The organism is Mesorhizobium sp. WSM3866 (assembly GCF_002294795.1).
Taxonomy (GTDB): domain Bacteria; phylum Pseudomonadota; class Alphaproteobacteria; order Rhizobiales; family Rhizobiaceae; genus Mesorhizobium.
Genome location: NZ_NSGC01000001.1, coordinates 229,235 through 255,729 on the forward strand (window position 1 = coordinate 229,235; position 26,495 = coordinate 255,729).

20 protein-coding genes are annotated in these 26,495 nt (G+C 65.1%); 6 read left to right on the plus strand and 14 right to left on the minus strand.

Going from position 1 to position 26,495, the window contains the following annotated elements:
* Nucleotides 1–117: 117 nt before the first annotated feature.
* Both CK222_RS01155 and CK222_RS01160 read left to right on the plus strand, forming a co-directional pair.
* Complete coding sequence (locus tag CK222_RS01155; protein ID WP_095799122.1) at nt 118–849, plus strand: SDR family oxidoreductase; 732 nt, start codon at nt 118–120, stop codon at nt 847–849.
* Between the two features lie 239 nt (nt 850–1,088).
* Nucleotides 1,089–1,934 (plus strand): fumarylacetoacetate hydrolase family protein, encoded by an 846-nt coding sequence (locus CK222_RS01160; RefSeq protein WP_095799123.1) that lies wholly within the window; start codon nt 1,089–1,091, stop codon nt 1,932–1,934.
* A 181-nt stretch (nt 1,935–2,115) separates the two neighbouring features.
* Here CK222_RS01160 and CK222_RS01165 read toward each other — a convergent pair whose 3' ends face one another.
* The 6 genes from CK222_RS01165 to CK222_RS01190 form a co-directional block, all read right to left on the minus strand.
* Complete coding sequence (locus CK222_RS01165; RefSeq protein ID WP_066996130.1) at nt 2,116–3,114, minus strand: ABC transporter ATP-binding protein; 999 nt, start codon at nt 3,112–3,114, stop codon at nt 2,116–2,118.
* A 15-nt stretch (nt 3,115–3,129) separates the two neighbouring features.
* Nucleotides 3,130–4,191, minus strand: a complete 1,062-nt coding sequence (locus tag CK222_RS01170) for a Gfo/Idh/MocA family oxidoreductase (protein ID WP_095799124.1) — start codon at nt 4,189–4,191, stop codon at nt 3,130–3,132.
* Complete coding sequence (locus tag CK222_RS01175; RefSeq protein ID WP_066996124.1) at nt 4,188–5,027, minus strand: carbohydrate ABC transporter permease; 840 nt, start codon at nt 5,025–5,027, stop codon at nt 4,188–4,190. Before CK222_RS01175 ends, CK222_RS01170 begins: the two co-directional genes overlap by 4 nt.
* An 8-nt stretch (nt 5,028–5,035) precedes the next feature.
* Nucleotides 5,036–5,965 carry a sugar ABC transporter permease gene (locus tag CK222_RS01180; protein WP_095799125.1) on the minus strand — a complete coding sequence of 310 codons (930 nt, stop codon included), beginning with the start codon at nt 5,963–5,965 and terminating at the stop codon, nt 5,036–5,038.
* Between the two features lie 228 nt (nt 5,966–6,193).
* Nucleotides 6,194–7,453, minus strand: a complete 1,260-nt coding sequence (locus CK222_RS01185; RefSeq protein WP_067324040.1) for an ABC transporter substrate-binding protein — start codon at nt 7,451–7,453, stop codon at nt 6,194–6,196.
* Between the two features lie 52 nt (nt 7,454–7,505).
* Nucleotides 7,506–8,414: an N-acetylmuramic acid 6-phosphate etherase gene (locus tag CK222_RS01190; protein ID WP_095799126.1), complete on the minus strand. Its 909-nt coding sequence runs from the start codon at nt 8,412–8,414 to the stop codon at nt 7,506–7,508.
* Between the two features lie 201 nt (nt 8,415–8,615).
* On the opposite strand from CK222_RS01190, the gene CK222_RS01195 reads away from it, so the two are divergent.
* Genes CK222_RS01195 through nagA form a run of 4 tightly spaced genes read left to right on the plus strand, consistent with a single transcriptional unit; the run spans nt 8,616 to nt 12,505 of the window.
* Entirely contained in the window at nt 8,616–9,497 is an 882-nt protein-coding gene (locus tag CK222_RS01195) for an N-acetylglucosamine kinase (RefSeq protein ID WP_095799127.1), read from the plus strand.
* A gap of 43 nt (nt 9,498–9,540) precedes the next feature.
* A complete protein-coding gene (locus CK222_RS01200; RefSeq protein ID WP_095799128.1) occupies nt 9,541–10,320 on the plus strand; it encodes a GntR family transcriptional regulator in 780 nt (259 codons plus the stop codon).
* Nucleotides 10,317–11,348, plus strand: coding sequence for an SIS domain-containing protein (locus CK222_RS01205; RefSeq protein WP_095799129.1), 1,032 nt, complete (start codon nt 10,317–10,319; stop codon nt 11,346–11,348). The genes CK222_RS01200 and CK222_RS01205 overlap by 4 nt, the downstream gene beginning before the upstream one ends.
* Complete coding sequence (gene nagA, locus CK222_RS01210; protein ID WP_095799130.1) at nt 11,345–12,505, plus strand: N-acetylglucosamine-6-phosphate deacetylase; 1,161 nt, start codon at nt 11,345–11,347, stop codon at nt 12,503–12,505. The genes CK222_RS01205 and nagA overlap by 4 nt, the downstream gene beginning before the upstream one ends.
* 192 nt (nt 12,506–12,697) lie before the next feature.
* Here the strand turns inward: nagA and CK222_RS01215 are convergent, their stop codons facing one another.
* The 8 genes from CK222_RS01215 to CK222_RS01255 form a co-directional block, all read right to left on the minus strand.
* The gene (locus tag CK222_RS01215) at nt 12,698–14,224 is read right to left on the minus strand and encodes a malonyl-CoA synthase (protein ID WP_095799131.1); all 1,527 of its coding nucleotides are present in this window, start codon (nt 14,222–14,224) and stop codon (nt 12,698–12,700) included.
* A gap of 61 nt (nt 14,225–14,285) precedes the next feature.
* Entirely contained in the window at nt 14,286–15,029 is a 744-nt protein-coding gene (locus CK222_RS01220) for a GntR family transcriptional regulator (RefSeq protein ID WP_067324052.1), read from the minus strand.
* Between the two features lie 261 nt (nt 15,030–15,290).
* Nucleotides 15,291–15,968: a ribulose-phosphate 3-epimerase gene (rpe, locus tag CK222_RS01225; protein WP_095799132.1), complete on the minus strand. Its 678-nt coding sequence runs from the start codon at nt 15,966–15,968 to the stop codon at nt 15,291–15,293.
* Nucleotides 15,969–16,168: 200 nt separating this feature from the next.
* Entirely contained in the window at nt 16,169–19,897 is a 3,729-nt protein-coding gene (locus tag CK222_RS01230; protein WP_095799133.1) for a DUF11 domain-containing protein, read from the minus strand.
* On the minus strand, nt 19,894–21,888 hold the full coding sequence (locus CK222_RS01235) for a hypothetical protein (RefSeq protein ID WP_095799134.1): 1,995 nt from the start codon (nt 21,886–21,888) through the stop codon (nt 19,894–19,896). Before CK222_RS01235 ends, CK222_RS01230 begins: the two co-directional genes overlap by 4 nt.
* A gap of 554 nt (nt 21,889–22,442) precedes the next feature.
* Nucleotides 22,443–23,384 (minus strand): alpha/beta hydrolase, encoded by a 942-nt coding sequence (locus tag CK222_RS01240; protein WP_095799135.1) that lies wholly within the window; start codon nt 23,382–23,384, stop codon nt 22,443–22,445.
* 216 nt (nt 23,385–23,600) lie between these two features.
* Nucleotides 23,601–24,383: a carnitinyl-CoA dehydratase gene (locus CK222_RS01250; RefSeq protein ID WP_066996079.1), complete on the minus strand. Its 783-nt coding sequence runs from the start codon at nt 24,381–24,383 to the stop codon at nt 23,601–23,603.
* A complete protein-coding gene (locus CK222_RS01255) occupies nt 24,376–26,454 on the minus strand; it encodes an acetate--CoA ligase family protein (RefSeq protein ID WP_095799451.1) in 2,079 nt (692 codons plus the stop codon). The genes CK222_RS01250 and CK222_RS01255 overlap by 8 nt, the downstream gene beginning before the upstream one ends.
* Between the last annotated feature and the right edge of the window lie 41 nt (nt 26,455–26,495).

Here is a 26,495-nt window from a genome sequence, read left to right on the forward strand (position 1 = left end):
GGCATGTGTTCTTTAACCAGAAAAAACAATTGGCCTGCGGAATAGCGGTCAGGCTCGCCTGGCACATTGCATCCCGTCTGGCCGCCACTAGGAAAGCTTGCGACACCGGAGGGAAGCATGGCGGATCTGGCAGGCAAAGTGGTCGTCATCACCGCGGCGGCGCAAGGCATTGGGCGGGCGAGCGCGCTGGCTTTCACCAAGGCCGGCGCCACCGTTCATGCCACCGACATCAACGAGCAGCTTTTGGCCCAACTCGGCAAGACTTCCGGCATAAAAACCCGCAAACTCGACGTGCTCGATGACGCAGCCGTGACATCGGCCTTCGCCGAGATCGGCCCGGTCGATGTTCTGTTCAATTGCGCCGGCTTCGTCCATTCGGGCTCGATCCTCGAAATGACGGATGCCGATCTCGACTTCGCCCTGAATCTCAATGTCCGCTCTATGATCCGCACCATCCGCGCCGTGCTGCCCGGCATGCTGGAGCGCGGCGACGGCTCGATCATCAACATGGCATCGCTGGCGAGTTCGCAGAAGGGCGTGCCGAACCGTTTCGTCTACGGTCTGACCAAGGCCGCGGTCGTCGGCCTGACCAAGGCGGTCGCCGCCGACTATGTGGCTAAGGGCATCCGCTGCAACGCCATCTGTCCGGGCACGGTCGAGAGCCCGTCGCTGCAGGACCGCATGCATGCGCAGGGCGATTATGAGGCGGCGCGCGCCGCCTTCATCGCCCGCCAGCCGATGGGAAGGCTGGGCACGCCGGAAGAAATCGCCGATCTCGCCGTCTATCTGGCGGGCGCCACCTACACTTCGGGGCAGGCCTACAATATTGATGGCGGCTGGTCGATCTGACGCCCGTTTCGAAAATTGGGGGCGGTTCGCAGTGCTAGTGGGCGAACAGGAAGATCGGATCGGGGCTACGCGTTCATCGGAAGCATCGAAAAGTCTGAAAAATCCAGCCTGCCGACCTACTGCGTGGAGTCCGCGCTTGCGGGGTACCAGGCTGATGGCTAGGGTCCGCCCGATTTTCGCATGAGGTCGTGGCGGAAAGTTTTGCAAATCGGTCTTTGGCCGCAAGGTGGAGAGAAAAGATGAAGTTGCTGCGCTATGGCGAGATGGGAAGCGAGCGTCCCGGCCTGCTCGATCAGGATGGCACGATCCGCGATCTTTCGGCCTATGTCGCCGACATCGCCGGCACGGCGCTGCATCCGGCTTCGCTGGAGATGCTGTCGAAGCTCGATCCGAAATCGCTGCCGGCTGTTTCCGGTAGCCCACGCATCGGCGCCTGCGTGGCCGGCACGGGGAAATTCATCTGCATCGGCCTCAACTATTCCGACCACGCTGCCGAGACCGGCGCCACCGTGCCGCCGGAGCCGATCATCTTCATGAAGGCGAGTTCGGCTATCGTCGGGCCGGATGACGACGTGCTCATCCCGCGCGGCTCGGTCAAGACCGACTGGGAGGTCGAGCTCGGCGTCGTCATCGGCAAGACGGCGAAGTATGTCAGCGAGGACGACGCGCTGGATTATGTTGCCGGCTATTGCGTCGCGCACGACGTTTCCGAGCGAGCCTTCCAGGCCGAGCGCCAAGGCCAGTGGACCAAGGGCAAGTCCTGCGACACGTTTGGCCCGATCGGCCCCTGGCTGGTGACCACGGACGAGATCGCCGACCCGCAGAACCTCAAAATGTGGCTGACGGTCAACGGCAAGACCATGCAGAACGGCTCGACCAAGACGATGGTCTACGGCGTCAAGTATCTGGTTTCCTATCTCAGCCAGTTCATGTCGCTGCATCCCGGCGACATCATCTCCACCGGAACGCCGCCCGGCGTCGGGCTGGGCATGAAGCCGCCGGTGTTCCTGAAGGCCGGCGACGTCGTCGAGCTCGGCATCGAGGGCATGGGCCAGCAGAAGCAGACCTTCAAGGCGGACGAGTAAGCGCAGACCTCGCCTTCTCCCCTTGTGGGAGAAGGTGGCCGCGAAGCGGCCGGATGAGGGGTGTTGGAACGATCTCTGCATTGCAGAAGTAAGCGTCGCACGCCGCTGGAGCACCCCTCATCCGTCTCGGCGCTGCGCCCCGATCCACCTTCTCCCGCAAGGGGAGAAGGGGAGGCCGGCGCTACTTCAACACCCTTCCATCTGCCCCGAACCGATACGTCTTCGCCGGATCCGGCGTTGCATAGAGCGTCGCGCCCGGTTCGGCATTGTAGACGCCGAAGATCCGCACGGTGAGCAGCCCGGCCTTCTCGCAGTCGAGATAGAGATTGGTGTCGGCGCCGAGATGCTCGGCATGCACCACCGTGCCCTTCCAGGCGCCGGATTTTGCATCGACGGTCAGATGTTCCGGGCGCACGCCGACGGTCTTCGCCGTCTCGCCAAGCTTGGCGCCGTCGATGAAATTCATCTTCGGCGAGCCGATGAAGCCGGCAACGAATTCATTGGCCGGCGCATTGTAGAGCTCCATCGGGCTGCCGATCTGCTCGATGCGGCCGGCATTGAGCACGACGATCTTGTCGGCCAGCGTCATCGCTTCGACCTGGTCGTGCGTGACGTAGATCATCGTTGCCTTTAGCCGCCGGTGCAGCTGCGCGATCTCCAGCCTGGTGTTGACGCGCAGTGCCGCGTCGAGATTGGACAGCGGCTCGTCGAACAGAAACAGCTTCGGCTCGCGCACCACGGCGCGGCCGATCGCGACGCGCTGGCGCTGCCCGCCCGACAGCTCCGCCGGCCGCCGCTCGAGATAGGGCTCGAGCGACAGCATCGCGGAAGCGATCTTGATGCGGCGCTCGATCTCGGCCGAAGGCGTGCCGGCCTGTTTCAGGCCGAGCCCCATATTGTTCTTCACCGTCAGATGCGGATAGAGCGCGTAGGTCTGGAACACCATGGCGATGCCGCGTTTTGCCGGCGGCGTGACGGAGACGTCGTCGCCGTCGATCACCACGCGCCCGGAGGTCGAATCCTCTAGCCCTGCGATCACGCGCAGCAGCGTCGACTTTCCGCAGCCGGACGGGCCGACGAAGACGACGAATTCGCCGTCATTGACCTCGAGGTCGATGCCCTTCAGCACCTCGACCGGCCCGAATGCCTTCTTCACGTTCTCGATGTTCAGCGAGCCCACGGCTTCGTCCTTGTTCTAGAGTTTGATTGGCGCGCCGGTGCGCACGCTCTGGTCGGCGGCGAGGCAGACGGCGAGCGACTTCACCGCGTCCTCCATGTGGCGGGTCAAGTCGATGTCCTCGCGGATGGCCTTGAGCAGGAAGGCTTGTTCAAGATCGCAGAGTTCCTGGTGCCCCGGCTCGCCTTCCATCGACAGCAACTCGTCCTCTTTGATGAACTTTCCGTCCGGCCCGGTCGCGGCGCTGTGCAGGCGGATGGTCGACGTCTTGGTGTGTGTGTCGATGTCGTCGGACTTAACGCCCTCCTTCATGACGATCGACACAGAGCCTTTGGGCGACATCACGTCCTTCACGAAGAAGGCGGTCTCCGAAACCATCGGCCCCCAGCCGGCCTCGTACCAGCCGACCGAGCCGTCTTCGAACAGCACCTGCAGTTGGCCGTAATTATACATCGAGGGCGCCACTTCATCGCTGAGCCGCACGCCCATGCCGCGCACCTCGACCGGTCTGGCGTCGGTGATCTGCAGCATCACGTCGAGATAATGCACGCCGCAATCGACGATCGGCGAGGTGGTCCGCATCAGCTGCTTGTGCGTTTCCCAGGCGTGGCCGGAGGACTGCTGGTTGAGGTTCATGCGGAACACATATGGCCCGCCGAGCTTGCGCGCCTCGGCGATCAGCCGCATCCAGGACGGATGGTGGCGCAGGATATAGCCGATCACCAGCTTCCTGCCGTTGGCCTTGGCGGCATCGACGACGCGCCTGGCGTCCGCCACCGTGGTCGCCAGCGGCTTCTCGACGAAGACATGGCAGCCGGCCTCGAACGCCCGCACCGCATAGTCGGCGTGGCTGTCGGAATAAGTAGCGATGGCGGCGACGTCCGGTTTCTCGTCGCGCAGCACGTCCTCGAAGGAGCGCCTGATGCCATAGCCCGCGAGCCCATCCGGCAGCGGCACCTCGGAACGGTTGACGAGCGCGGCGATCTCGAAGCTCGGATTGGTGTGATAGGCCAGCGCATGGCTGCGGCCCATATTGCCAAGGCCGGCGACGACGACGCGAAGAGGCTGTTCTGCACTCACTTGACGGCTCCTGACGTGATGCCGCGGATCAGCTGCCGCGAGAAGATGACGTAGAGGATCAGCACCGGCAGGATCGCCAGCGAGAGCGCCGCCAGGATCGCGTTCCAGTTGGTGACGAACTGGCCGAGGAAGAGCTGCGCGCCGAGCGTCACCGTCTTGGTCTCTTCCGACGGCGCCAGGATCAGCGGGAACCACAGGTCGTTCCAGATCGGGATCATGGTGAAGACGGCGACCGTCGCCATGGACGGGCGCACCAGCGGCAGCACCAGCCGGAAGAAGATCGTGTACTCCGACAGCCCGTCGATCCTGCCGGCGTTCTTCAGGTCGTCGGACACCTGCTTCATGAACTCCGACAGAATGAAGATCGCGAGCGGCAGGCCTTGCGCCGTGTAGACCAGGATCAGCGCCGTCAGCGTGTTGACCAGCCCGCTCGCCACCATCAGCTGCAGGATGGCGACGGTGCCGAGGCGGATCGGGATCATGATGCCGAGCGCGAGATAGAGCCCCATCATCGTGTTGCCGCGGAAGCGGTATTCCGACAGTGCGAAAGCGGCCATGGCGCCGAACAGAAGCACGAAGAACAGCGAGGCGACCGTTACGACGAGGCTGTTCTGGAAATAATGCAGAAAGTCGCCCTGGCCGAACACGGTGGTGTAGCCGATCAGGTCGAAAGTTTTGGGCGTCGGCGGCGTCAGCGGCGCGCCAAAAATACCGGCGCGCGACTTGAACGAGTTCATGATGACCAGGATCACCGGGAACAGCGCGATCACCGTGTAGGTCAAAAGGACCGCATGGGCGCCGATGGTGCGGGGAAGCGAATGTGTTGCGGTGCTCATGGCGCGCCTCAGAACTGATAGCGACGCAGGCGCGTCTGGACGAGGAACAGGTAGACGCAGACGCCGGCGAGGATGATCAGGAACATGATCGTGGCGATCGCGGCACCCATGTTGGGATCGCCGACCTGCAGCTGAAAACCGAAGAAGGCGCGGTAGAGGAAGGTGCCGAGAATGTCGGTCGAATAATTCGGACCGGCGAGCGCCCCTTGCGCGGTGTAGATCAGGTCGAAAGCGTTGAAATTGCCCACGAAGGTCAGGATCGAGATGATGCCGATCGAAGGCAGGATCAGCGGCAGCTTGATCTTCCAGAACTGCGCCATACCGGTGACGCCGTCGCATTCGGCGGCCTCGATCACCTCGTCCGGGATCGACAGAAGTGCTGCATAGATCAGCATCATCGGGATGCCGACGAACTGCCAGACCGAGACGAGGCTGAGCGCGGTGAGCGCATATTGCTCTTTGCCGAGCCACGGCGTGAACAGGCTCTTCAGCCCAACGAAGTCGAGCAGGTGCGGCGCCACGCCCCAGATCGGCGACAGGATCAGCTTCCAGGCGAAGCCGACGATGACGAAGGACAGGATCGTCGGCACGAAGATCGCGGTGCGATAGAAGGCGGCAAACCGCAGTCTCGGGCTGGACAGCAGCGCCGCCAAGAGGATGCCGATCGGATTCTGCACCAGCATGTGGATGATGAAGAACCAGACATTGTTCCTGAGCGCATTCCAGAAATTCACCGACCAGTTGGGATCGCCGAACAGCTTGTGGAAATTGTCGAACCCGACGAACACTTGCGCCTGGTTGATGTTGCGGAACAGAGAAAGCTGCAGGGTGCCGAACAGCGGCAGGATCATGACTGCCGTGTAGACCAGCACCGCCGGCGCCAGGAAGACGCCGATATGCCAGCGGATCGGTTTCTTGGGTCGTGTTTGTGCGGCCATGAGTTCGGTCCCCGCCGTCTCTCGGTTCCAGGTCGATGGTGCTTGGCTGATGCCTCGATGCACGGCGGCCTGACTGTCCCCATGATGCGAGGGACAAGGCCAGCGACAGTGCGGCTTCGTCTTCCCGCAAGGGTGAGGGTAAGACCGAGAGGCGGCGCCGACAATCGCTATCTAGATCTGTCCGAAGGCCGGCCGGGCAGCGCCCGGCCGGTTCGAATGGCTAAAGTCTTACTTCGCCGGCTTGTACCAGCTGTCGAGGCCGTCCTGCAGCTTCTTGGCCGCGGCTTCCGGCGTGTCGGTGCCGTTGATCACGTTAGCCGATTCGACCCAGGTCTCGTTCTCGAGGTTTGGCGTGCCGCGCGACAGGATCTGGTAGGTCGAGCGGATCGTCGACTTGCACTTGCCGCGCCAGGAGACGAATTCCTGTGCCAGCGGGTCCTCCATCTTCACCGGGGTGTTGTTCAGGCTGAAGAAGCCCGGCAACGCATTGGCGTAGATGTTGGCGAAGTCCGGCGAAGCGACCCAGGACAGGAACTTCTTGGCTTCTTCCGGGTGCTTCGAGGCTGCGTTCAGGCCCATGCCGATATCGGTGTGGTCGGAGATGTAGCAGGTGTCACCGGCCTTCTGCACGGGCGGCGGGAAGGCGCCCATCTTGAACTGCGCCTGGGTGTTGAACAGGCCGATCTCCCAGGAGCCAGCCGGGTAGATGGCGGCGCGGCCGAGCGTGAACAGGTTCTGGCTGTCCGGATAGGTCTGCGCCTCGAAACCGTCGCCGAGATAGGGCTTCCACTTGGCCAGTTCCTTGTAGGGTTCGACCCACTGCGGATCGGTCAGCTTCTGCTCGCCCTTGATCAGCGCCTGACGCCCTTCCTCGCCCTTCCAGTAGTTCGGGCCGATGTTCTGGTAGCCCATGGTCGCGGCTTCCCAGAGGTCCTTCGTGCCCATCGCCATCGGGATATAGGTGCCGTCCGCCTTGATCTTGTCGAGCACGGCGTAGAACTCTTCATTCGTCGTCGGCACCTTGAGGCCGAGCTTGTCGAAGGCGTCCTTGTTGTAGATGAAGCCGTGGATGACCGAAGCCATCGGCACGCAGAAGCTCGACTTTCCGTCGTCGGTCTGCCAGGCGGCCTTGGCGACCGGAGAGAAGTTGTCCATGCCGGGCAGCGACGAGAGGTCGGCGAGGTTGCCCTTCTTGAACAGCTCAAGCGACTTGTCGAAGGGGCGGCAGGTGATCAGGTCGCCCGCCGAGCCGGCAGAGAGCTTGGCGCCGAGTGCCGCGTCATACTCGGTCGGCGCCGAGGGCGCGAACACCACCTTGATGCCGGGGTTCTTGGCTTCGAAGGCCGGGATCAGCTTGTCCTTCCAGATGGTCAGGTCGTCGCCGCGCCAGCTCTCGATATTGAGCGTGACGTCTTCGGCGAGGGCCATCCCGGTGGTGCCGAGAATGCTCGTGCCGATGAGAAGTGCCGTCAGTAGTTTGGTCGTCATGTCCAGTCTCCCTGTTGACCTTTTTCAGGTTCGGTTTTGATGAGAACAGCGGCTAGCGCGCCTTGCTCCCCTCGATCGCGGAAAGCGCCGGCCTGAGCTTCTGGCCGGTTTTTTCCAGTATCTTCTCGGCCGCATCGGCATTGGCAGCACCCGCGGCGAGCAGAATGGCAGTCTTGACGCCGCCACCGCTCTCTTCGAGCAGGCGCGCCGCGTCTTCGCGGCTGCGTCCGCTGATGGCGGCCACCATGCGCACCGCGCGGTCACGCAGCTTGATGTTCTCGGCGGCAAGGTTGACCATGTAGCCGTCATGCACATGGCCGAGATGGACGGCAGCGAGCGTCGAGAGCATGTTGAGCGCGATCTTCTGTGCTGTTCCCGCGCCCATGCGCGTCGAGCCGGCGATCAGCTCCGGCGGCGTCTCGAGCAGGATGGCGACGTCGGCCTCGCCGAACAGCGTCGCGCCCTTGTTGTTGGCGATCGCGATCGTCGCCGCGCCCCGGCGCCGGGCATCGCCGATCGCCTGGACGGCATAGGGCGTCGAGCCACTGGCCGAGATGGCGATCAGGCAGTCGCCCTTGCCGATATTGGCATTCGCGACGGCTGCCGCGGCTTCCTCGGTATCGTCTTCCGGTCCGCCGGCAAGCGTGCGGAACGCCTCGTCGCCGCCGGCGATCAGGATGGCGATGCGGTCCCGCGCTATACCGAATGTGCCGGGAAGTTCCAGCGCATCGGCGACAGCCATGAGGCCGGAACTGCCGGCTGCCGCGTAGGCGAGCCTGCCTCCACCCTTCAATTGTCTGGCGACAAGCTCGGCGGCCTCGGCAATGGCCGGAATGGCGCCGTGCACGGCCCTGGCGGCCTCGATTTGCGCATTGGCGAGGAACGAAAGGATGGCGTCCGGGGCCTGGACATCCAGCCCCGCGGCGTTCTGATGAAGCGCTTCCGTGCGCGTCTCGGCCATCCGCTTTCCTCCAACTGATCGAACAATACCAAAAAAATACCACTTGTCCACATCTCTCATTGCGTTTTCATGCTCCGGAGCGCGTCGGGAACAAATTTCCATGTCTTTTCAATCAAATACGCCTTAATCTTTTTTGAGCCCGAAATTAACGCTTGGCTGTTGGTATTTTATTGGTATTATCCGCGACGAGGAGAAAATCGCGTGAAATTCGTGCTTGGCATCGATGGCGGCGGCACAAGCTGCAGGGCGGCCCTTGCGACCGCCGACGGCGCTGTCGTTGGCCGCGCCAAGAGCGGCGCGGCCAATATCCGCACCGACCTTACCGGTGCGCGCGCAAACATCGTCGAGGCGGCAAGGCAGGCTTTCGTGGCCGCCGGTGAAGATCCGGAGCTGATCCCCGAGACGCCTGCCATTCTCGGCCTCGCCGGAGCCAATGTCGGCACCTACAGGCAGCAGCTGGAAGCGATCCTGCCGTTCAGCAAAAGCCGCGTCGAGACCGATGCCGAGATCGCGCTCGAAGGCGCCGTCGGCTCCGGCGACGGCGCCATGGCGATCCTGGGCACCGGCACCGCCTATATGGCGCGCAAAGCGGGCAAGTCGCGCGCCATCGGCGGCTGGGGTTTCCAGGTCGGCGACCAGGGCAGCGGCGCCCGTATCGGCCGCGACCTGCTCGAGCAGACGCTCCTTGCCTATGACGGCATCCGCCCCGGCTCGCCGCTGACGGATGCCATGCTTGCCGTCTTCCGCAACAATCCCGAGGACGTGGTCGAGTTCACCACCAACGCCAAGCCCGGCGACTTCGGCGGTTTCGCCCCAAAAGTCTTCGAGCATGCCGAAAAGGGCGATCTCGTCGCCAATTGGATCCTCGATAAGGCGGTTGCCGATGTCGAGGCTTCGCTGGGCGCGCTCGAACTCGCCGACGATGCTCCGCTATGCCTGCTCGGCGGCCTGGCGCCGCTCTACGCGCCGCGGCTGTCGGGGCGCTATCAGGCGCTGCTGAAGGCCCCGCTTGACGACGCGCTCGGCGGCGCGGTGCAGATGGCCGCGCGCATCTTCGCGGGCAAGTCCGGAGGCGCCCGATGAGCGCCGTCGACCGGATCTTCGCCATGCTGCCGGAGGCGCCGCGATGAGCGCCGCCGACCAGATCTTCGCTATGCTGAAAGAATCCTCGCAAAGCGGAGCGCCGCTTTACCTGCAGCTGAGAAAAAGCATCGAGGAAGCGGTCAATCGCGGCCTGATCGGGCCGGGTGACGCGCTGCCTTCAGAGCGCGATATAGCCAGCAAGGCCGACATTTCGCGCGTCACTGTGCGCAAGGCCGTGCAGGATCTCGTCAAGGGCGGCATCCTCGTCCAGCGCCATGGCTCCGGCACCTTTGTCGCCCCGCGCATGGAACGTGTCGAGCAGTCGCTGTCGCGGCTCACCTCCTTCACCGAGGATATGGCGCGCCGCGGCATGGTCGTGCGCTCGGCCTGGCTCGACCGCGGCCTCTATGCGCCCTCGCCGGACGAGATGATGGTGCTCGGCCTGTCGTCGAGCGAGCTGGTGGCGCGCGTGGCGCGCCTGCGCATCGCCAACGACACGCCGCTGGCGATCGAGCGCGCCGCGATTTCGGCGAGCGTGCTTCCCGACCCCGAAGCGATCGGCTCCTCGCTCTACGCGGCGCTGGAACTGACCGGCAACCGCCCGATGCGGGCCGTGCAGCGCATTTCGGCCGCCAATCTCGGCGACGGCGACGCGCGCCTTCTCGAAGTGCCGCCGGGGGTTGCCGGCCTGCACATCGAACGTATTTCCTATCTGGCGAGCGGCAAGGTGATCGAGTTCACACGCTCGATCTACAGGGGCGACGCCTATGACTTCGTCGCGGAACTCCGGCTGACCGGGCCGGGAGAGGAGAGCCGGCCATGAGCGCAACCGCCACCCACATGCGGCGAGAGATCGAGGAGATCCCGCAGGCCACCGCCCGCCTGCTCGACGGCTCGGCCAACGTGCTGGCCGAGGCCGGCCGCGGCCTTCGCGAGCGCGATCCGCATTTCGTCGTTACCGTGGCGCGCGGCTCGTCCGACCATGCCGCCACCTTCATGAAATATGCCGTGGAGCTGACAGCCGGCCTCGCCGTCGCTTCCGTCGGCCCGTCGATCGCTTCCATCTATGGCGCGAAGCTGAGGCTGCGCGGCTCGGCTTGCCTGGCGATCTCGCAGTCGGGCAAGAGTCCCGACATCGTCGCCATGGCCGAAACCGCGAGAGCCGGCGGCGCGCTCACCGTCGCTATCACCAACACCGCCGACTCGCCGCTGGCGCGCGCCTCGGATTATGCCATCGACATTCTCGCCGGCCCGGAGCGCAGCGTCGCGGCCACCAAGACCTTCGTCAACTCGGCCGTCGCCGCCCTGGCGCTGATGGCGCACAGCACTGGCGATGAGGCGCTGCTTGCTGCGCTCGCCCGCCTGCCGGAGCATTTCGAGAAGGCGATCGCCTACGACTGGATGGCGCTCGCCGCGGCGCTCGAGACGCCGCGCTCGCTGTTCATCCTCGGCCGCGGCCCATCCTTCGCGATCGCCAGCGAGGCGGCGCTAAAATTCAAGGAAACCTGCGCCATGCATGCCGAGGCCTATAGCGCCGCCGAGGTCATGCACGGGCCGCTGGCGCTGGTCGGGCCGGGCTTCCCGGTCCTGGCGCTTGCTGCCCGGGACGCGTCGGAGGCTTCGGTGGCCGAGGCCGCCGACAGCTTGACGGCCAAAGGCGCGGCCGCTTTCGTCACCTCCGATAATGCGAAGGCAGCCAGGCTGCTGCCGTATGTCGCAACCGGCCATCCGTTAACCGATCCGCTGCCGCTGATCGTGTCCTTCTATGGCTTCGTAGAGGCCTTCGCTCGCCATCGGGGCCTCGATCCGGATGCGCCACGCAATTTGCGCAAGGTGACGGAAACCGTATGAGCGACCGTTTCACCCTCACCGGCGCTCGCATCTTCGACGGCGCCGACTGGCACGACGATACGGCCCTCGTCGTCAAGGACGGCATGGTCGAGGCCATTCTGCCCACCGGCGCCGTGCCGTCAGGCGTCTCCCGTGTCGAGACCGGTGGCGGCCTCTTGGTTCCCGGCTTCGTCGACATCCAAGTCAATGGCGGTGGCGGCATCATGCTCAACGACCATCCCGATGTCGCCTCGATCGAGACCATCTGCCGGGCGCACGCGCCCTTCGGCACCACGGCGCTCCTGCCGACGCTGATCACCGACACGCCGGCGATCACCGCCGCGGCGGTCGACGCCGGCGCCGAGGCCGCCCGGAAGAAGGTGCCGGCTTTTCTTGGGCTGCATCTCGAAGGCCCGCATCTGTCCGTCGCGCGCAAGGGCGCGCATGATCCGGCTCTTATCCGGCCAATGACGGACGCTGACCAGGCTGCGCTGGTCGCGGCGCGTCAGGGCTTGCCGGTGCTGCTCACCACGGTCGCACCGGAATCGGTCCAGCCGGCCCGGGTCACGGCGCTGGCCGCGGCCGGCGTCGTTGTCAGCCTCGGCCACTCCGACACCGGCTATGCCACGGCAACGGCCTTCGCCGAGGCCGGCGCCACGGTCGTCACCCATCTCTTCAACGCCATGAGCCAGATCGGCAATCGTGAGCCGGGACTGGCCGGAGCGGCGATCGACACCGGCAGCTTCTACGCTGGCATCATCGCGGACGGAATCCATGTCCATCCCGGCACCATGACGCTTGCACTCAATGCCAAGAAAGGCCCGGGCAGGATCCTTTTGGTCACCGACGCCATGGCGACGATCGGCACCGACATGACATCCTTCACCCTCAACGGCCGTACCATCTACCGCAAGGACGGGAGTCTCAGGCTTGCCGACGGCACGCTGGCCGGCGCCGATCTAGACATGATTTCCGCCGTGCGCTTCGTCCATCGCGTGGTCGGGCTCGATCTCGACGAGGCGCTCCGCATGGCCTCGCTCTATCCCGCCGAAGCGATCGGCCAGGCGCATCGCCTCGGCCGCTTCGCCAACGGCACCGCAGCGGACATTGTCGGGCTGTCGGAAGACCTGGACGTCAAGAATGTCTGGATCGGCGGCGAGAAGGTTTTTGCGGCGTAGGCCTCTTCCTTCGTCATCCTCGGGCTTGACCCGAGGATCCATGCCGTGACCTCTGCGGTGGGGCGCAACGGTGCAGAATTCTGTAATCGTTGCACGCTTTGGCGTTAAGGCATGGCTTCCAGGGTCTTCCCGCGTCGCTTCGCTCCTTGCTCCGCCCTAAAATGACGAAGCTGCCGGGCGTTTGCACTAGTCCTAGCTCTGCGGTCTGGATTGGTAGATATCCTTGTACGCCTCGCGCAAAACGTTCTTCTGCACCTTGCCCATTGTGTTGCGCGGCAATTCGTCGACGAAGATCACCTGCTTTGGATGCTTGTATTTGGCCAGCCGCCCGGCAATGGCGTCGGCGATATCGGCTGCGCTGATTGCCGAGCCCGGCTTGCGCACCACGACCGCCGTGACGCCTTCGCCGAAGTCGGGATGCGCAACCCCGATCACCGCGCTTTCGGCAACGCCGGCAAGCGCGTCGATCTCGCTCTCGATCTCCTTGGGATAGACGTTGTAGCCGCCCGAGATGATCAGGTCCTTGCCGCGGCCGACGATGTGGACATAGCCGCCGGTGTCGATCAGGCCGAGGTCGCCGGTGATGAAGAAGCCGTCGTCGCGGAATTCGGCCTTGGTTTTCTCTGGCATCCGCCAATAGCCGGCAAAGACGTTCGGGCCCTTCACCTCGATCATGCCGATCTCGCCCTGGGCTAGCGGCTTGCCGCTTTCGGGGTCGGCGACGCGCAGCGTGACACCCGGCAGCGGAAAGCCGACCGTGCCAGCGCGCCGTTCGCCGTCATAGGGATTGGAGGTGTTCATGTTGGTTTCGGTCATGCCGTAGCGTTCGAGGATGGCGTGGCCGGTGCGCTCGCGCCAGGCATTATGCGTCTCGCTAAGCAACGGCGCCGAACCGGAGATGAACAGCCGCATGCGGCTGGCCGCCTCCTTCGTCAGGCCCTGCTGCTGCAGGAGCCGCACATAGAAGGTCGGCACGCCCATCAGCGCGGTCGCGCGCGGCAGAATCGAAATCACACGGGCCGGGTCGAACTTCTGCTCGAACAGCATCTTTGCGCCGGCTATCAGGATGACGTTGGTCGCGACGAACAGGCCGTGCGTGTGGAAGATCGGCAGCGCGTGGATGAGCACATCATCGCTGCTGAAGCGCCAGTAATCCACCAGCACGCGCGCGTTGGAGGCGAGGTTCTCGTGGCTGAGCATGGCTCCCTTGGAGCGGCCCGTCGTGCCCGATGTGTAAAGGATGGCGGCAAGATCGTCGGGGCCGCGCTCCACATCCGCAAAATCCGCCGGCTGCAGCGCCGCACGTTCCGCAAGCGTGCCCTGTCCGTCGCGGCCTAGCGTCAGCGTCGCCGCCCCCGCCGATGCGGCAAGCGGTTGCACATCCTTCACCTTTTCCGGATCGCACACGACCAGCCGCGGCTCCGCGTCGCGGAAGAAATAGTCGAGCTCCGGCAGCGTATAGGCGGTGTTGAGCGGCAGGAAGACGGCGCCGGCGCGCAGACAGGCGAGATAGAGGAGCAAAGCTTCAGGGGTCTTCTCCACCTGCACCGCGACGCGATCGCCGGGCAGCACACCAGCGGCGACCAGCGCGTGCGCAAACCGCGCGGACCGCGCCAGCATGTCGGCATAGGAAATCGAACGCCCGTCATCCGTCTCCATCAGCACTTGGCCAGGCGCCGGCATGCTGGCGCGAAACGCGTCGAACAGGTGATTGGTCATGTCGTCCCCTGGCGTCGAAAGCTCGGCCAGAGCGAATATCAGATTTGTCAGCGATGGGCAGCTATTTGCGACCGCGCGCGGCCTTGCCTGCGCGAGCCCGCGGACCGTCGCCTGGGCTGAGCTGCGCCATGCACATCTCCGCCGTCAGGCGGTAGTGACTGAGCAAGGCCTCGACCGCGCCGTCGGCGTCGCCGTCCATGGTCCGCTCGGCAATCGTCCGGTGCTCGCCGAAGTCGTCGCGTTCGGAGCCGGGGCCGCGCTGCGAGATCAGCCGGTAGCGGGAGGCCTGGTCGGAAAGCTGGTCGCAAAAGCCGATCAGCCAATGCGAGCGGCAGGCGCAGATCAGCGCGCGATGAAAGGCGCGGTGCAGCTTCTCCCATTCCGGATTGTTGGTTGCCGGGTCGTCGGGCCGGCGGCGTTCGGCGCGCGCCAGGCGGTGCAGGGCGAGCACCAGCTGTTCTTCCCATTCCGCGGTGCGGTGCGCAATGGATTCGCGTAATGCGCGTTCTTCCAGCCAGCACCGCGTGCGGGTGAGCTCCTCCAACTCGGCCGCGTTGACCGGCATCACGAAGAAGCCGCGCTGGTCGTGGCGGCCGAGCAATCCCTCGGCGGCCAGACGGTTCAGCGCCTCGCGCACCGGCGAGGCGCCGGCGCCATACCGGGAAACGACCCATTCGACGCGCAGCTTGCCCTCGGCTTCCAAAGCTCCCCGCAGCAAGTCCTCGCGGAGCTGATGGTAGACCGAACTGGCCAGCGTGCTCTTGGCACCCTTGCCTTCGCCCGTATCGGCGTTCCCGTATGGCAATTTGACTCCTGTTGCCGGCCCCTGTTTTGCAGGGTCCCTCGGCCAAGCAATTTCATACGATGTATCTTGCAGCCGAGCACTGCCGCCTAAAAACGTATGATGGCGATATTCGTACTTTGAGACAAGGCGGGGTCAATTATCGAATAAAGTAAAATCCACTTGAAAAAAGGCTGACGTCAGTGGGAGACTTGACATAACTCGGTATACTGAACAGCCCTTAGTTAGCGAGGCGGCTTTGGTAGGAACGCACTGTCGACGTCTTTAACGGGCGGCCTTGTCGGCGGCTGAGCGGATCGCTTCGATATTTGCCCGATAGGTTTCTACTGTGCCGCCTTTGAAAATGGCCGCGCCGGCCACCAGCACGCCGGCGCCGGCGGCCGTCACCAGCGGCGCCGTTTCCGGCGAGATGCCGCCGTCGACCTCGATGCGGATCGGGCGCTCGCCGATCAGCGCCTTGACCTTTCGCACCTTGTCGACGATCGCCGGGATGAAAGCCTGGCCGCCGAAGCCGGGATTGACGGTCATGATCAGGATGAGGTCGAGCCGGTCGAGCACATATTCGATCGCCGTTTCCGGCGTCGCCGGGTTGAGCGAGACACCGGCCTTCTTGCCGAGACCTTTGATGGTTTGCACCGAACGGTCGAGATGCGGGCCGGCCTCGGCATGCACCGTTATGCCGTCGCAGCCGGCCTCGGCAAAGGCCGCCAGGTAGGGGTCGGCAGGCGCGATCATGAGATGGCAGTCGAAGAAGGTTTTTGTCCGGTTGCGGATCGCCTTGATCACCGGTGGGCCGAAAGTGATGTTGGGCACGAAATGGCCGTCCATCACGTCGAGATGGATCCAATCGGCTCCGGCCGCCGCGACCGCTTCGACCTCGTCGCCGAGCTTCGAAAAGTCCGACGCCAGCACCGATGGTGCGATCAGGGTCTTCTTGCTCATGAAAGGCTTCTCCCGGCATCCTCATCGGCGCTCTGTGCTGCGCGCTGGCACGCGGGTCTGCCTAGACCATCGTCCGGCCAAGGGGAAGCGTGTTTTCCGCTTCGCTCGACGGGCACGCAAAACGCGAGCTGCGATGCGGGAAGGAGAGAACCCGCTGGATTTTTCCGGCGGGTTCGCGGGCGCGGTAGTGATGGGCTGCCCTACTGAAGGTTGTCGGTCGCCGGGTTCCGCTGCAGCCTTGGTTGGCTTCTTGGCACCAACTGCTGCAGGATATTCGGATTGAGCAGCAGGTCCGGATCGATCTCCAAGCCTGGCCGCCTGCGGATCGGGAAGCAATCCGGATACCGGCCGGCCGTTCCGACCGGGCAGCGCCGCCTGATGATCGGCTGGCACATGCCATCGATCATCTCCGAGCCTGGCGCGCATACAGCGTCTTCGAACCTGCCGCATCTACCTTCGATCACTTCGGTGCCGCGTGGACACACGCAGACGCCGCGTTTGTTGAGGAACTGGCCGCGGATGGAGCATGCTTGCGGCTTCCTGACCGGCACGCAGGCTTTGCCCTTCAACGCCGTCCCCCTCGGGCAGACGCAATCGCCATCGGCATTGCGCACCTGGCCACGAATGCGGCACTGGCTGGGCGGCTGCTGCCTGTCGGGCACGCAAGCCTTGGCGGCGCGGTCGACATGCGTGTCCTTGGGACAGGCGCAGCCATCCGGTGTCGGCACGGCGCCGCGGATCGTGCATTTCGGCGGAGCGACGCGGCAGACGCCGTTCACCAGCTCGCCGCGCCGGCATACGCAATCGCCGTCCTGGTCGCGGTACTGGCCGGGACGCAGCGTGCACTGCGGCTCCTGCGGCTGCTCGCTCTGAACGCATCTGCCGTTTTCCAGCTCGGCGCCTCGCGGGCAGACGCAGCGCCCGTCCTCGGTCCGGATCTGGCCCTTGAGTAGGACGCAGCGCTGCGGCACTGGCAGCGGCAGAAGCTTGGTGCCGCCGGACGAGCACTGACCGTTGCGGAATGTGGTGCCGTCCGGGCAGGCGCAGCGGCCGGCCGAGTTGAGCACCATGCCGCCCGAACACTGGTTCTTGACCTCACGCTTGATTGTGAAGGGGTGGCATGCATAGGCCCTGCCGCGGTCGCCTTGCGCGTTGGCTGGGGCGCGCGACAGCACATCGCCGCCGCCCTGCACCGGCGTGTTTGGCGAGAGCACCCCGACGCAGTTCTGTCCGCTGACCGTACCCCGCAGAGTGGCAAGGCGCGCGTCGTCGGGAAGGACCACTGTGACATGATGCGTATGGCTTTCGCCGGCGCCCAGCCTCAGATTGGCGATGCAGGACGCCGGCAGCGTCGCCGGCTCCGGCGAGCAGCCGAAAGGCGGGTCGATCGCGGTGATCTTGACACCCTCCAGCCTGCCGAGACCGTCGATGCCGACCGCATCGCCGATGCGGACCGGACCGGAGAAGGCATTCGGCCCCTCATTCGTGATGGTGATCTCGAACGAGCAGGGCGCGCCTGGCTGGCATTCGCTGTCGCCGGTCTTCTCGACGCGGATCGTGGAGGCCCCACCGCCCTTCGCGCAAGCCTGGCCGATCGGATAGACGATGTCGTCGCGGGGCGCCGGCCCAAAAGAGCCGCGCGCGCAGTTCTCGAACGCGTCATTGCCGCCGACCGTCACGTCGAAGTGCCGGCTGGTTCCGGGCGTCATGACGGCGCCGGCAATCTGGCAAGACAGCATGTTGGCGGGCACTGGCCCGCAGTTCCAGTCGGCGCCGTCCGGGGTCACGGTCCGGACAGCGACCGGCGCGCCGCCCGACACCAGCGTGGCGGCATCGTTGACCCGCACCGGACCGGTGGGGGCAGCAGTGCCGGCATTGGTCACGGTGATGCGGCAGGATACCGAAGACGCACCGGCCAGCGAGCTCTCGCACGCCTTGGTGATGCGCAGGCCGGGCTTGGCGCCATTCGGACGGCGGATGCGCTCGGTCGCGCACGCCTTGTTGTTCGCGAGGTCGACCTCGCCGGCAATGGCCTTCACCTCGGCGCAGTTCTCGACCGTGTCCGCCCGGTAGTTTGCCGGCATGACCGCCTTGACCACGATGGGCGTCGAGGCGCCCGGCGGCAGCGAGATGCCGGCATTGCCGCAGCGGAACTGGCCGGGGCCGTTCGGCAAGCAGGTCCATGGCGGGCTGGGCCCGAAGGCCGAGGAGGTCGGCGCGCCGCCCGGATAGGTGTCGATCACGGTCAGCGGCCCGTGATAGGTGCTGGTGCCGTTGTTGATGATATCGATCACGAAGCTGCAGATGCCGTCCGGCGTGCAGACCGGCATGCGGGCGCGCTTCTTCAGCATCAAGTCGACCTTCTTCTCGGCCGCAGGCTGGCACTGCGGATCGCGATCGCCACGGCGGCAGACCGGGATCGAGGCGCAGCCGCGATCGTTCTGCTGGCTGCCGAACAGCGGCTTGCCGCTCGCCTGGTAGTCATAGGCGGCGCAATTGCGCAGCACGCTGCCCTGCCAGCCGCCGGCCGGCTTGAAGCCGAGCTTGAGGACGGCGGAGGCGCCCGGGTTGAGCGTGGTTGCCGGATGGGTACAGGTCATCGGCGTCGTCCCGGGCGCGCAGACCCAGGGTGGGTTCGGTCCCGACGACAGCGCCGACCCGGCCGGCAATGTCACCTCGTCGAGCACGATCTTGCCGTTATAGGGCGCATCGCCGACATTGGTGACCGTGATGGTGAAGTCGCAGCCGCCGGACATCGTGCAGCGCGGCACCTCTGGCCACTTCTCCACCTTGAGGTCGGGCTGCTTTTCGGGCGGGCACCTGAGATCACGCGGAATGTCGATGTCGATCTCCTGCGTGCAGCAAAGTCCCCAGCCTTCCTTCGGCCCGGCATAGGTGTCGATGCCGGTGACGACGAGATGGATGGCCTCGCCCGGCGAGGCGCCGCTGATCTTCCAGTTCAACACGCCGCCGCCGGCAGGTACCTGCTGGGTGTCGGTGGCGATGGTGATGCCGGGTGTCGTCGTCGACAGCTGCACCCATTTGCCGGCCATCTCCGGACCGACCGGCATGTGATAGATGAAGGCGCCGCCGCCGGGCACGCAGTCGACCGTGCCGCGTTCGACCTTGAAGCATTCCTTGCTGGGAGGCGGAGGCGGCGGGTTGCACTTGCTCAGGTCGATCGTGATCGAGGTTTTCACGCCGGTGAGGAAATCGGCGTCGTCGGGCTTGTCCGGATCCTGCGAGGGGATCGTGGTTGCCGGGCCGCCCCTGAAGGCCACCTTCATCTCACCCTGGTTATCGACCGTTGCCGGCGCGGCGAAGGCGGCATGGTCTATCTTGGCCGTGATCCGGAAAGTGATCACGCGTTCGTCGGCAGCGCCGACGCCGTCGAGGTTCGAAGCGCTGATCCGGAAATTTGAAACGCTTGCCGTATCATTTGGGCCGGCCGATGTGCTGATCGAAGCAGCGGGCAGCGGTCCGCCGGAAGCGCCCGTGCCGTCGCCGACGAGGTCGACGCTCACGATCTGCAAGCCGTGCGGCAACTGGTCCTTGAAGTCGAGCCTTGTCGCCTTCAGAAGGGCCGCCACGCTTGGCCGGTCGAAGTCCTGCGGGTCGCCATGGATGCCGAAGCTCAAGACGTATTCGACACTATCGCAGCCCCTTAGGCCACCCTTCTTGGTGAAGAAGGGTATGATCCGCCCGAGCTCCGGATTGATGCCGCGCGATCCAGCCGTGATTTCCGGGTTGGCGATCTGGCCGGCCGGTGCCTTGTCCTGCGCAAGCGCCGGCACTGCCGGCATCATGGCGACCGCGACACCGGCCGCCATCAGCCAGCGCGCGCCGCGCCTGGCGTATGACAGGGGTTTCATGATCGTGCCCATGACGGCTTTGCGCGGGGCAGGGCGGGAAAGGACGAGACCGCTCATCTGTCCCTCCTCGGCGCTTCGCACTCGACGGCCGGCGTCCTCAGCGGCAGCGTCACCTTGCAGCAAGGATAGTAGCCGCCTTTGTCCCGGTCGGACTTCCGGTAGAAGCAGAGCCCGACATTGACGGTGTCGCCCGGATTATGGCCGATGATGCCGATCGTGTAGGGCTTGCCCGGCGCATGCGACATGGGTGAGGTCACCCCGACGCCCGGTGTCTTGGACAAAGCCTTGATCGAATCGCCGCCAAAGCCGGCGTGGTCATCGAGATAGAGGTCGGCCCGGAGGCCGCGGGGTGTGCAGAAATACTGCACGTCCTCGACATCGAGGCATGGGGGCAGGTTGCCGGGCGGAGGGAAGTCCGGCGTATAGACGGGAGGCAGGAAGCCGCCGGGGATTTCCTCATAATAGCCGGCGCGGCCCTCGCAGGGGCGCCAGACCCTGACGTCGCCGACATGGCCCTGGACGTCAGGGTCTTCGAAATAGCCGTCGAAGTCGACGACCCAGGAGCCGAAGGGCGGCACGTTTACCGGCTTGACCAGCTTGCTTGGCGTGAGCTGGACGCCATGCACGGCAAGCGGCCCGCCGGCGGCGAGGCGCTCGGCAAGCTCCGGATTGTCGCGCAATTTGTCGCCGGTGTTCACGACCGTGTCGGTGCAGACCGAGGTGTCAAGATTGCCTTCGGGGTCGTAGCGGTATTGCAGGTCGACGCCGCCTGCCGACTGCCGGTTGCCCTGCGGGAAGCCGACCGCATATTCCTGCGGCACCTCGGCCCAGACCGATTCCGTTGCCGGATCGTCCGGATCCTCGCGCTGGTAGCGGATCACCTCGCCTTTGCCGGTATCGGCGAAGCGGCTGTAATCGTAGCGGTTCTCGACCGGGCCGCGCTGGGCAAGATACATGAAACCCTGATTGTCGAAGGCGATATCGGTGACGGCATAATCTTGGTCGGCCTTGACCGTCAGTTCCCAGCGCGGATCGCGGCCAAAACCCCCGTCGCTTGCAATGCCGACCGACCAGATTTCGGCTTTCTCGCCTACGGAATAGTAGAGCCGCCCGCCATGGTAGGCGACGGCCCAGACGCGGCGCGCATCCTGCGTATAGCCCCAGGTTCGGGGGTCTTCCGAATCGAAGGCAGTATCGTGGATGTCCATCACGGCGCCGTCGTCGGCGACCGGGGCCAGCCCATGCGCGGGACGCCCGGCAACGCCATGGTCGAAGCTGTCGATCAGATTGCCCTCGATATCGATGCGGTGGATGAGCCCGGTATCGAGATCCGAAGCGAAGAACTCACGATGGGTCGGATCGAAGGCGAGGTTGCCGATGCCGGGCCCGCTGTTGGTGTCGATGTCGGCGAATTTCGAGACGGCGCCCGAGATACCGTCGATCTTCCAGATGGTGCCCGGTCCGCCGCCATTTTCGATGCCGAACTGGCCGTTCATGAAGACAGCGCCGGCGGCGCCGCGGCGCTGTCGCTCAGGCCGTCCGTCCTCGTCGGCGTCCGGCGTGACGATGTCGATGCCGTGCAGCGAGGTCGCCGCCGTATAGAGGTTCGGAATGCCCGACGGCACGCCATCGCGCACGCCGTCGTCATAAGTGAGGCCGAAGACCTCGCCGATCTGGCCGGCTGTCACCTCGAAGGGCGGCGGCGTGTAGACGAGCTGGCCCGAAGCTGGGCCGCCGAGTTGCGAGACGTTGAAAATGCGCAACGAGGCCTGCGAAGTGTCGATGAAGGTTTCGTCGACCGGGTCGACGCCGGGCGGCAGGCCGCCCTTTTCGGAATCGGGAGAGCCGAAATCCGGGATGATCGTGCCGGGGAAGCCGGTCACCGCCATCGAGCCCGGATAGATGATCTGGGCTTCCTGAGCCTTTGCCGCACCGCCGAGGCAAAAGCCGGCGGCCAGTGCCAGGGCAAGAATTCCGCTGGTGGTCACGATCGCGCGGCGCAAACCGCCGCCGCGAAAAGCCACGAACGAGCCGCGGTCGCGAGACATTGAGCTCCCCCCGAAGTCGTCGGAAGAACCCTCCGATTTCGCCGCGCAAAACAAGGTAAGTCGCAGCGTTCCGGCTCGTTCGTCCCTGATAGAATTGTCTGTTTTCCGCCTGTTCACGATACGCCGGGTGCCTGGCAGGGTCAACGGAATCAGCCGAAAGCCGAGCGCGTCGTCTCCATCCCGAAGCCGATGATCGCGCCGAGCTCCTGTTGCTTCCTCGGACCACCGCGGCTCTGGATTTCTGATCATACGGGCTCCCTTTCCGGCCCGCGCCATGCGGCGCCTGGCCGTCAGTCGCAGGCTGAGTCGGAAAGGTTCAATCCGGTCTAGAGCAATTCGAGAAAAAGTGTGAGCGGTTTTCCGTCCGGAATTGCGTCAGAACAAACAAGCCCGAGCATTTCGTCGTTTCCGTGAAACGGTGAAATGCTCTAGGCGTCCGGCTGGTAGAGCTGTCTTTGCCCGTCTCATGCAAGTCGCCGAAAAGAGAGCAGCGATTTTGGCATCAGCCCCGAAGCGCGGCGCTTGAATTCTCGACGCCACGCGCTTTGGCAAAATCACCAGATCCACTCGCCTCTGCCGAGCACGGAGACCGCCTCGACGATGCGGGTGAAGCTCGCGCGAGCACGACCGACCGTATGCCGGGCTCTCAAATAGCTGTGCACCAGCCCCTGTTCTTCGAACCAGTAGGCATACCCGCCGGCCGCGACGACGCGGTCGCGATAGGCCTCGCCGTCTGAGGACAGCGGGTCGCATTGGGCAGTGATCAGCACCGTCGCCGGGAGATAGGCGAAATCGGCGTCGGCGAGCGGCGACAGCGTGATGTCGCCGGTCCGGTCCACGCCGCCGGTGCGAATGTTCAGGTAGAATTCGATATCGCGCAGGGTCAGCATCGGCGCGTCAGCATGCGCCACATAGGAGCCGCGCGAGCGGTCGCCCCCGAGGCTGGGATAGATCAGCACCTGGCCGGCCGGCTTCTTGATGTGACCGCGCGTTGCGTGGGCAACGGCGGCGCAGAGGTTTCCGCCGGCGCTGTCGCCGCAAAGCAGGACAGGGCAATCATAGGTCTTGGCGGCCCATTCAAAGGCGCTTAGCACGTCGTCGAAGGCGGCCGGATGCAGATGTTCCGGCGCCAGCCGGTAATCGACCGAGACCACCTCATAGCCGGTGCGGGCGCACAGCTCGGCGCAGACATCGTCATGGCTGTCCAGCCCGCCGAGGATGAATCCGCCGCCATGAACATAGAGCACCATTGCGGCGCTGTTCGATTCCGCGTTGCTATAGATGCGGATCGGGATGCTGGCGGTCGGCGTGGCGATGGCGGTCGTTTCGACCGTCACGCCTTGCGGATAGCCGGCGAAGAACTCGCGGCACATCCGGTCGTAGATCGCCCGCTGCTCTGCGATCGTGTAGTCGATCGTGTCGGGCGGGTAATAGGAATTGGTCTTCTCGATGAAAGCCCAGGTCTCGGCGTCGATGAGGGTCTTGTAGTCGGTCATAGCGCTTGGGCCGATCGCGAAGGTCGAGCCTGAGCACCCCCCTCTGTCCTGCCGGACATCTCCCCCGCAGGGGGAGAGATTGGCAGCTTGGGCGCCGGCGATCCACCTGCGACGCTGGCAATTGGCGAAAGCGACCGTGACATCCGATCTCCCCCCTTGCGGGGGAGATGCCTGGCAGGGCAGAGGGGGGTGTGACGGAACGCCATCGTCTGCGGCCTATCTACCCTTCCACACCGGATCGCGCTTCTCCGCAAAGGCGCGGAAGCCTTCCATATTGTCCTCCGAGCCGTAGAGGATATCGACCGTCGGCAGTTGCCTGCGCGTCACCTTGTTCATGGCCTCCTGGAAGGTCAGCGCCTCGGCCACGCGCGCCGTCTCCTTGATCGCGGCGAAGACCAGCGGCGGGCCGCTGGCCAAAAGCCGCGCGATTTCCCAGACGCGGTCCTCCAGCTTCTCCTTGGGCAGCACCTCGTTGACCAGGCCCCAGCGATGCGCTTCCGCCACATCCATCCAACGGCCGGTGAGGAGAAGGTCCATGGCGATATGGTAGGGAATGCGTTTCGGCAGCTTGATCGTCGCGGCGTCGGCCAGCGTGCCGGCGCGGATCTCGGGCAGCGCGAAGGAAGAATGGTCAGAGGCGTAGATCAGGTCGCAGGACAGCGCCAGCTCGAAGCCGCCGCCCACCGCCATGCCGTTGACGCAAGCTATCACCGGCTTGTTCAAGTCGCGCAGTTCCTGCAGCCCGGCAAAGCCGCCGACGCCGTAGTCGCCGTCGACCGCGTCGCCGGCCGCAGCCGCCTTCAGGTCCCAGCCGGCGCAGAAGAACTTGTCTCCGGCCGTCTTGACGATGGCGACGCGCAAGCCGGGATCGTCGCGGAACGCCTTGAACGTCTCGCCCATCAGCCGTGAGGTCTTGAGGTCGATGGCATTGGCCTTGGGCCGGTCGAGCGTGACTTCCAGGATCGTGCCTTCGCGGCGAGTGGTGATGACGTCAGCCATTCTTCTTTTCTCCAAGCACCAGCAGTGCGTCGGCGATCCAGGCGCCCTTGCCTTCGGCGCAGACGATCAGCGGGTTGATGTCGAGCTCTTCGATTTCGCCTTCATTCTTCTGCACGAAGTCGGCAATGCCGGCGATGGCGTCGATGGCGGCCTGGACGTCGGCCTTGGGCCGGCCGCGATAGCCCTCCAGCAACGGATAGAGCTTCAGGCCACGCAGCGCCGCCTCGATGTCGTCGCGCGTCGCTGGCAGCATCAGGGTCACGCTGTCGCGCAGCAGCTCGACCAACACGCCGCCGGTGCCGAGCGTCATCACCGCGCCGAACATCGGATCGCGGGTGAAGCCGACGATCAGTTCGGCGACGCCGTCGCGCACCATGCGCTCGGCATAGAGCCCGGTGCCAAGCGGCAACAGGTCATGCGCGGCATTGCTGACGGATTCGGCGTCCTTGAGGTTCAGCCGCACGGCGCCGACCTCCGACTTGTGCGTCACGCCGAGCGTCTTCAGCGCCACCGGGAAACCAAGCGCCATGGACGCAATCACCGCCTCGACCGCGTTCGAGGCTCGCTCGCCCTTCGGCACCGGCAGCCCGGCCTCGATCAGACGCGCTTTGGCCTCGGCTTCGTCCGGCGTGACGTGGTCGCCGTCGGAAGCGCCCGCCGCCGTGGTGTCGACCGGCTGCGCCTGCGGCTCGCGCCAGGCCCAGCCGATGAAGGCGGCGGCCTGGGCGGCGTCCATCGCTTCCGAAATGCCGAACAAGGGCACCATGCCGCGCGCCATCAGCCCGGCGGTATATTCCTCCGGCAGGTTTTCCGGCAGCGAGGAGACGATCGCGCCCTGCGCCCTGTTGGTCTTCAGCGCCGCCTCGAAGGCACGCAGCGTCGCCCACCAGTCGGTGTCCGAGCAGCGGTCGGGGCGCGGGAAGTCGAGCACCAGCATGTTGAGGTCGAAGCCGCCCGACACCATGGCAGTGAAGGTGGCCGTCATCGCCGGCTCGTTGTTCCAGATGAAGGTGTGGTAGTCGAGCGGATTGGCGACCGCGACCAGCGGCCCGAGCGTCGATTTGACATGCGCGCGATGCTCGGCGCTTAGCGTCGGGAAATGCACCCAGCGTCCTTCCGCGCTGTCGGCCATCACGGAGGCTTCGCCGCCCGAGCAGCTCATCGACGACAGTCTGTAGCCGGGCAGCGGCCCGGTGATGTGCAAGAGCTTCAACGCCTCGATGAAGGCCGGTATGGAATCGACGCGCGCGATGCCCAGCCGCTTCAGGAACGCGCCCGAGGCGGCATCCGAACCGGCAAGCGACGCGGTATGGGAAACCGTCGCCAGCCGCGCCTGTTCCGAGCGGCCGACCTTCATGGCGATGATCGGCTTCTTCAGCTCGCGGGCTCTCGCCGCCAATCGCTCGAAGCCGGCCACGGAATCGAAGGCCTCGATATGCAGGCCAAGCGACGTGACGCGCTCGTCCTCGATCAGACCGAGCGCCATTTCGGAAAGGCCGGTCTGCGCCTGGTTGCCGGCCGTCATCAGGAACGCGATCGGCAGACCGCGCTTCTGCATCGTCATGTTGATGGCGATGTTGGACGACTGAGTGATGATGGCGACGCCCTTGCCGCCCTCGGCCAGTCTGATCCCGCCATGCTGATCGGGCCACAAAAGCGCGCCGTCGGCATAGTTGATCAGGCCATAGCAGTTCGGGCCGATGATCGGCATCTCACCCGCGGCGGCGACCAGCTCGGCCTGCAGCCGCTCGCCGTCCTCGTCATAGGCCTCGGTCTCGAGGAAGCCGGCGGCAAAGCAGACGGCGCCGCCGGCGCCGCGCTCGGCCAATGCCTTGACCACTTCGATGGTGAGATGCCGGTTGACCCCGACAAAGGCGGCGTCCGGCGCGCCGGGCAAGTCGGCGACGGAACGGTAGGCCTTGCGGCCTGCGACCTCGTCTTTAGTCGGGTGCACCGGCCAGATTTCGCCGGCAAAGCCCATCTTGATTGATTGCGCGACGACGGCGGCGGCCTGCGCCCCGCCGAACACGGCGATCGATTTCGGGCGCAGGAGACGTTCGAGTTTATGCATGGTCATCTTTTCATTTGAGCACGATCGTTGCCAAAACCGGA

Excerpts from the sequence above, each read along its gene's own strand:
- CK222_RS01155 (WP_095799122.1), top strand. The coding sequence starts at position 118 with ATGGCGGATCTGGCAGGCAAAGTGGTCGTCATCACCGCGGCGGCGCAA.
- CK222_RS01160 (WP_095799123.1), top strand. The coding sequence starts at position 1,089 with ATGAAGTTGCTGCGCTATGGCGAGATGGGAAGCGAGCGTCCCGGCCTG.
- CK222_RS01175 (WP_066996124.1), bottom strand. The coding sequence starts at position 5,027 with ATGAGCACCGCAACACATTCGCTTCCCCGCACCATCGGCGCCCATGCG.
- CK222_RS01180 (WP_095799125.1), bottom strand. The coding sequence starts at position 5,965 with ATGGCCGCACAAACACGACCCAAGAAACCGATCCGCTGGCATATCGGC.
- CK222_RS01185 (WP_067324040.1), bottom strand. The coding sequence starts at position 7,453 with ATGACGACCAAACTACTGACGGCACTTCTCATCGGCACGAGCATTCTC.
- CK222_RS01190 (WP_095799126.1), bottom strand. The coding sequence starts at position 8,414 with ATGGCCGAGACGCGCACGGAAGCGCTTCATCAGAACGCCGCGGGGCTG.
- CK222_RS01200 (WP_095799128.1), top strand. The coding sequence starts at position 9,541 with ATGAGCGCCGCCGACCAGATCTTCGCTATGCTGAAAGAATCCTCGCAA.
- CK222_RS01205 (WP_095799129.1), top strand. The coding sequence starts at position 10,317 with ATGAGCGCAACCGCCACCCACATGCGGCGAGAGATCGAGGAGATCCCG.
- nagA (WP_095799130.1), top strand. The coding sequence starts at position 11,345 with ATGAGCGACCGTTTCACCCTCACCGGCGCTCGCATCTTCGACGGCGCC.
- CK222_RS01215 (WP_095799131.1), bottom strand. The coding sequence starts at position 14,224 with ATGACCAATCACCTGTTCGACGCGTTTCGCGCCAGCATGCCGGCGCCT.
- rpe (WP_095799132.1), bottom strand. The coding sequence starts at position 15,968 with ATGAGCAAGAAGACCCTGATCGCACCATCGGTGCTGGCGTCGGACTTT.
- CK222_RS01230 (WP_095799133.1), bottom strand. The coding sequence starts at position 19,897 with ATGAGCGGTCTCGTCCTTTCCCGCCCTGCCCCGCGCAAAGCCGTCATG.
- CK222_RS01235 (WP_095799134.1), bottom strand. The coding sequence starts at position 21,888 with ATGTCTCGCGACCGCGGCTCGTTCGTGGCTTTTCGCGGCGGCGGTTTG.
- CK222_RS01240 (WP_095799135.1), bottom strand. The coding sequence starts at position 23,384 with ATGACCGACTACAAGACCCTCATCGACGCCGAGACCTGGGCTTTCATC.
- CK222_RS01250 (WP_066996079.1), bottom strand. The coding sequence starts at position 24,383 with ATGGCTGACGTCATCACCACTCGCCGCGAAGGCACGATCCTGGAAGTC.
- CK222_RS01255 (WP_095799451.1), bottom strand. The coding sequence starts at position 26,454 with ATGCATAAACTCGAACGTCTCCTGCGCCCGAAATCGATCGCCGTGTTC.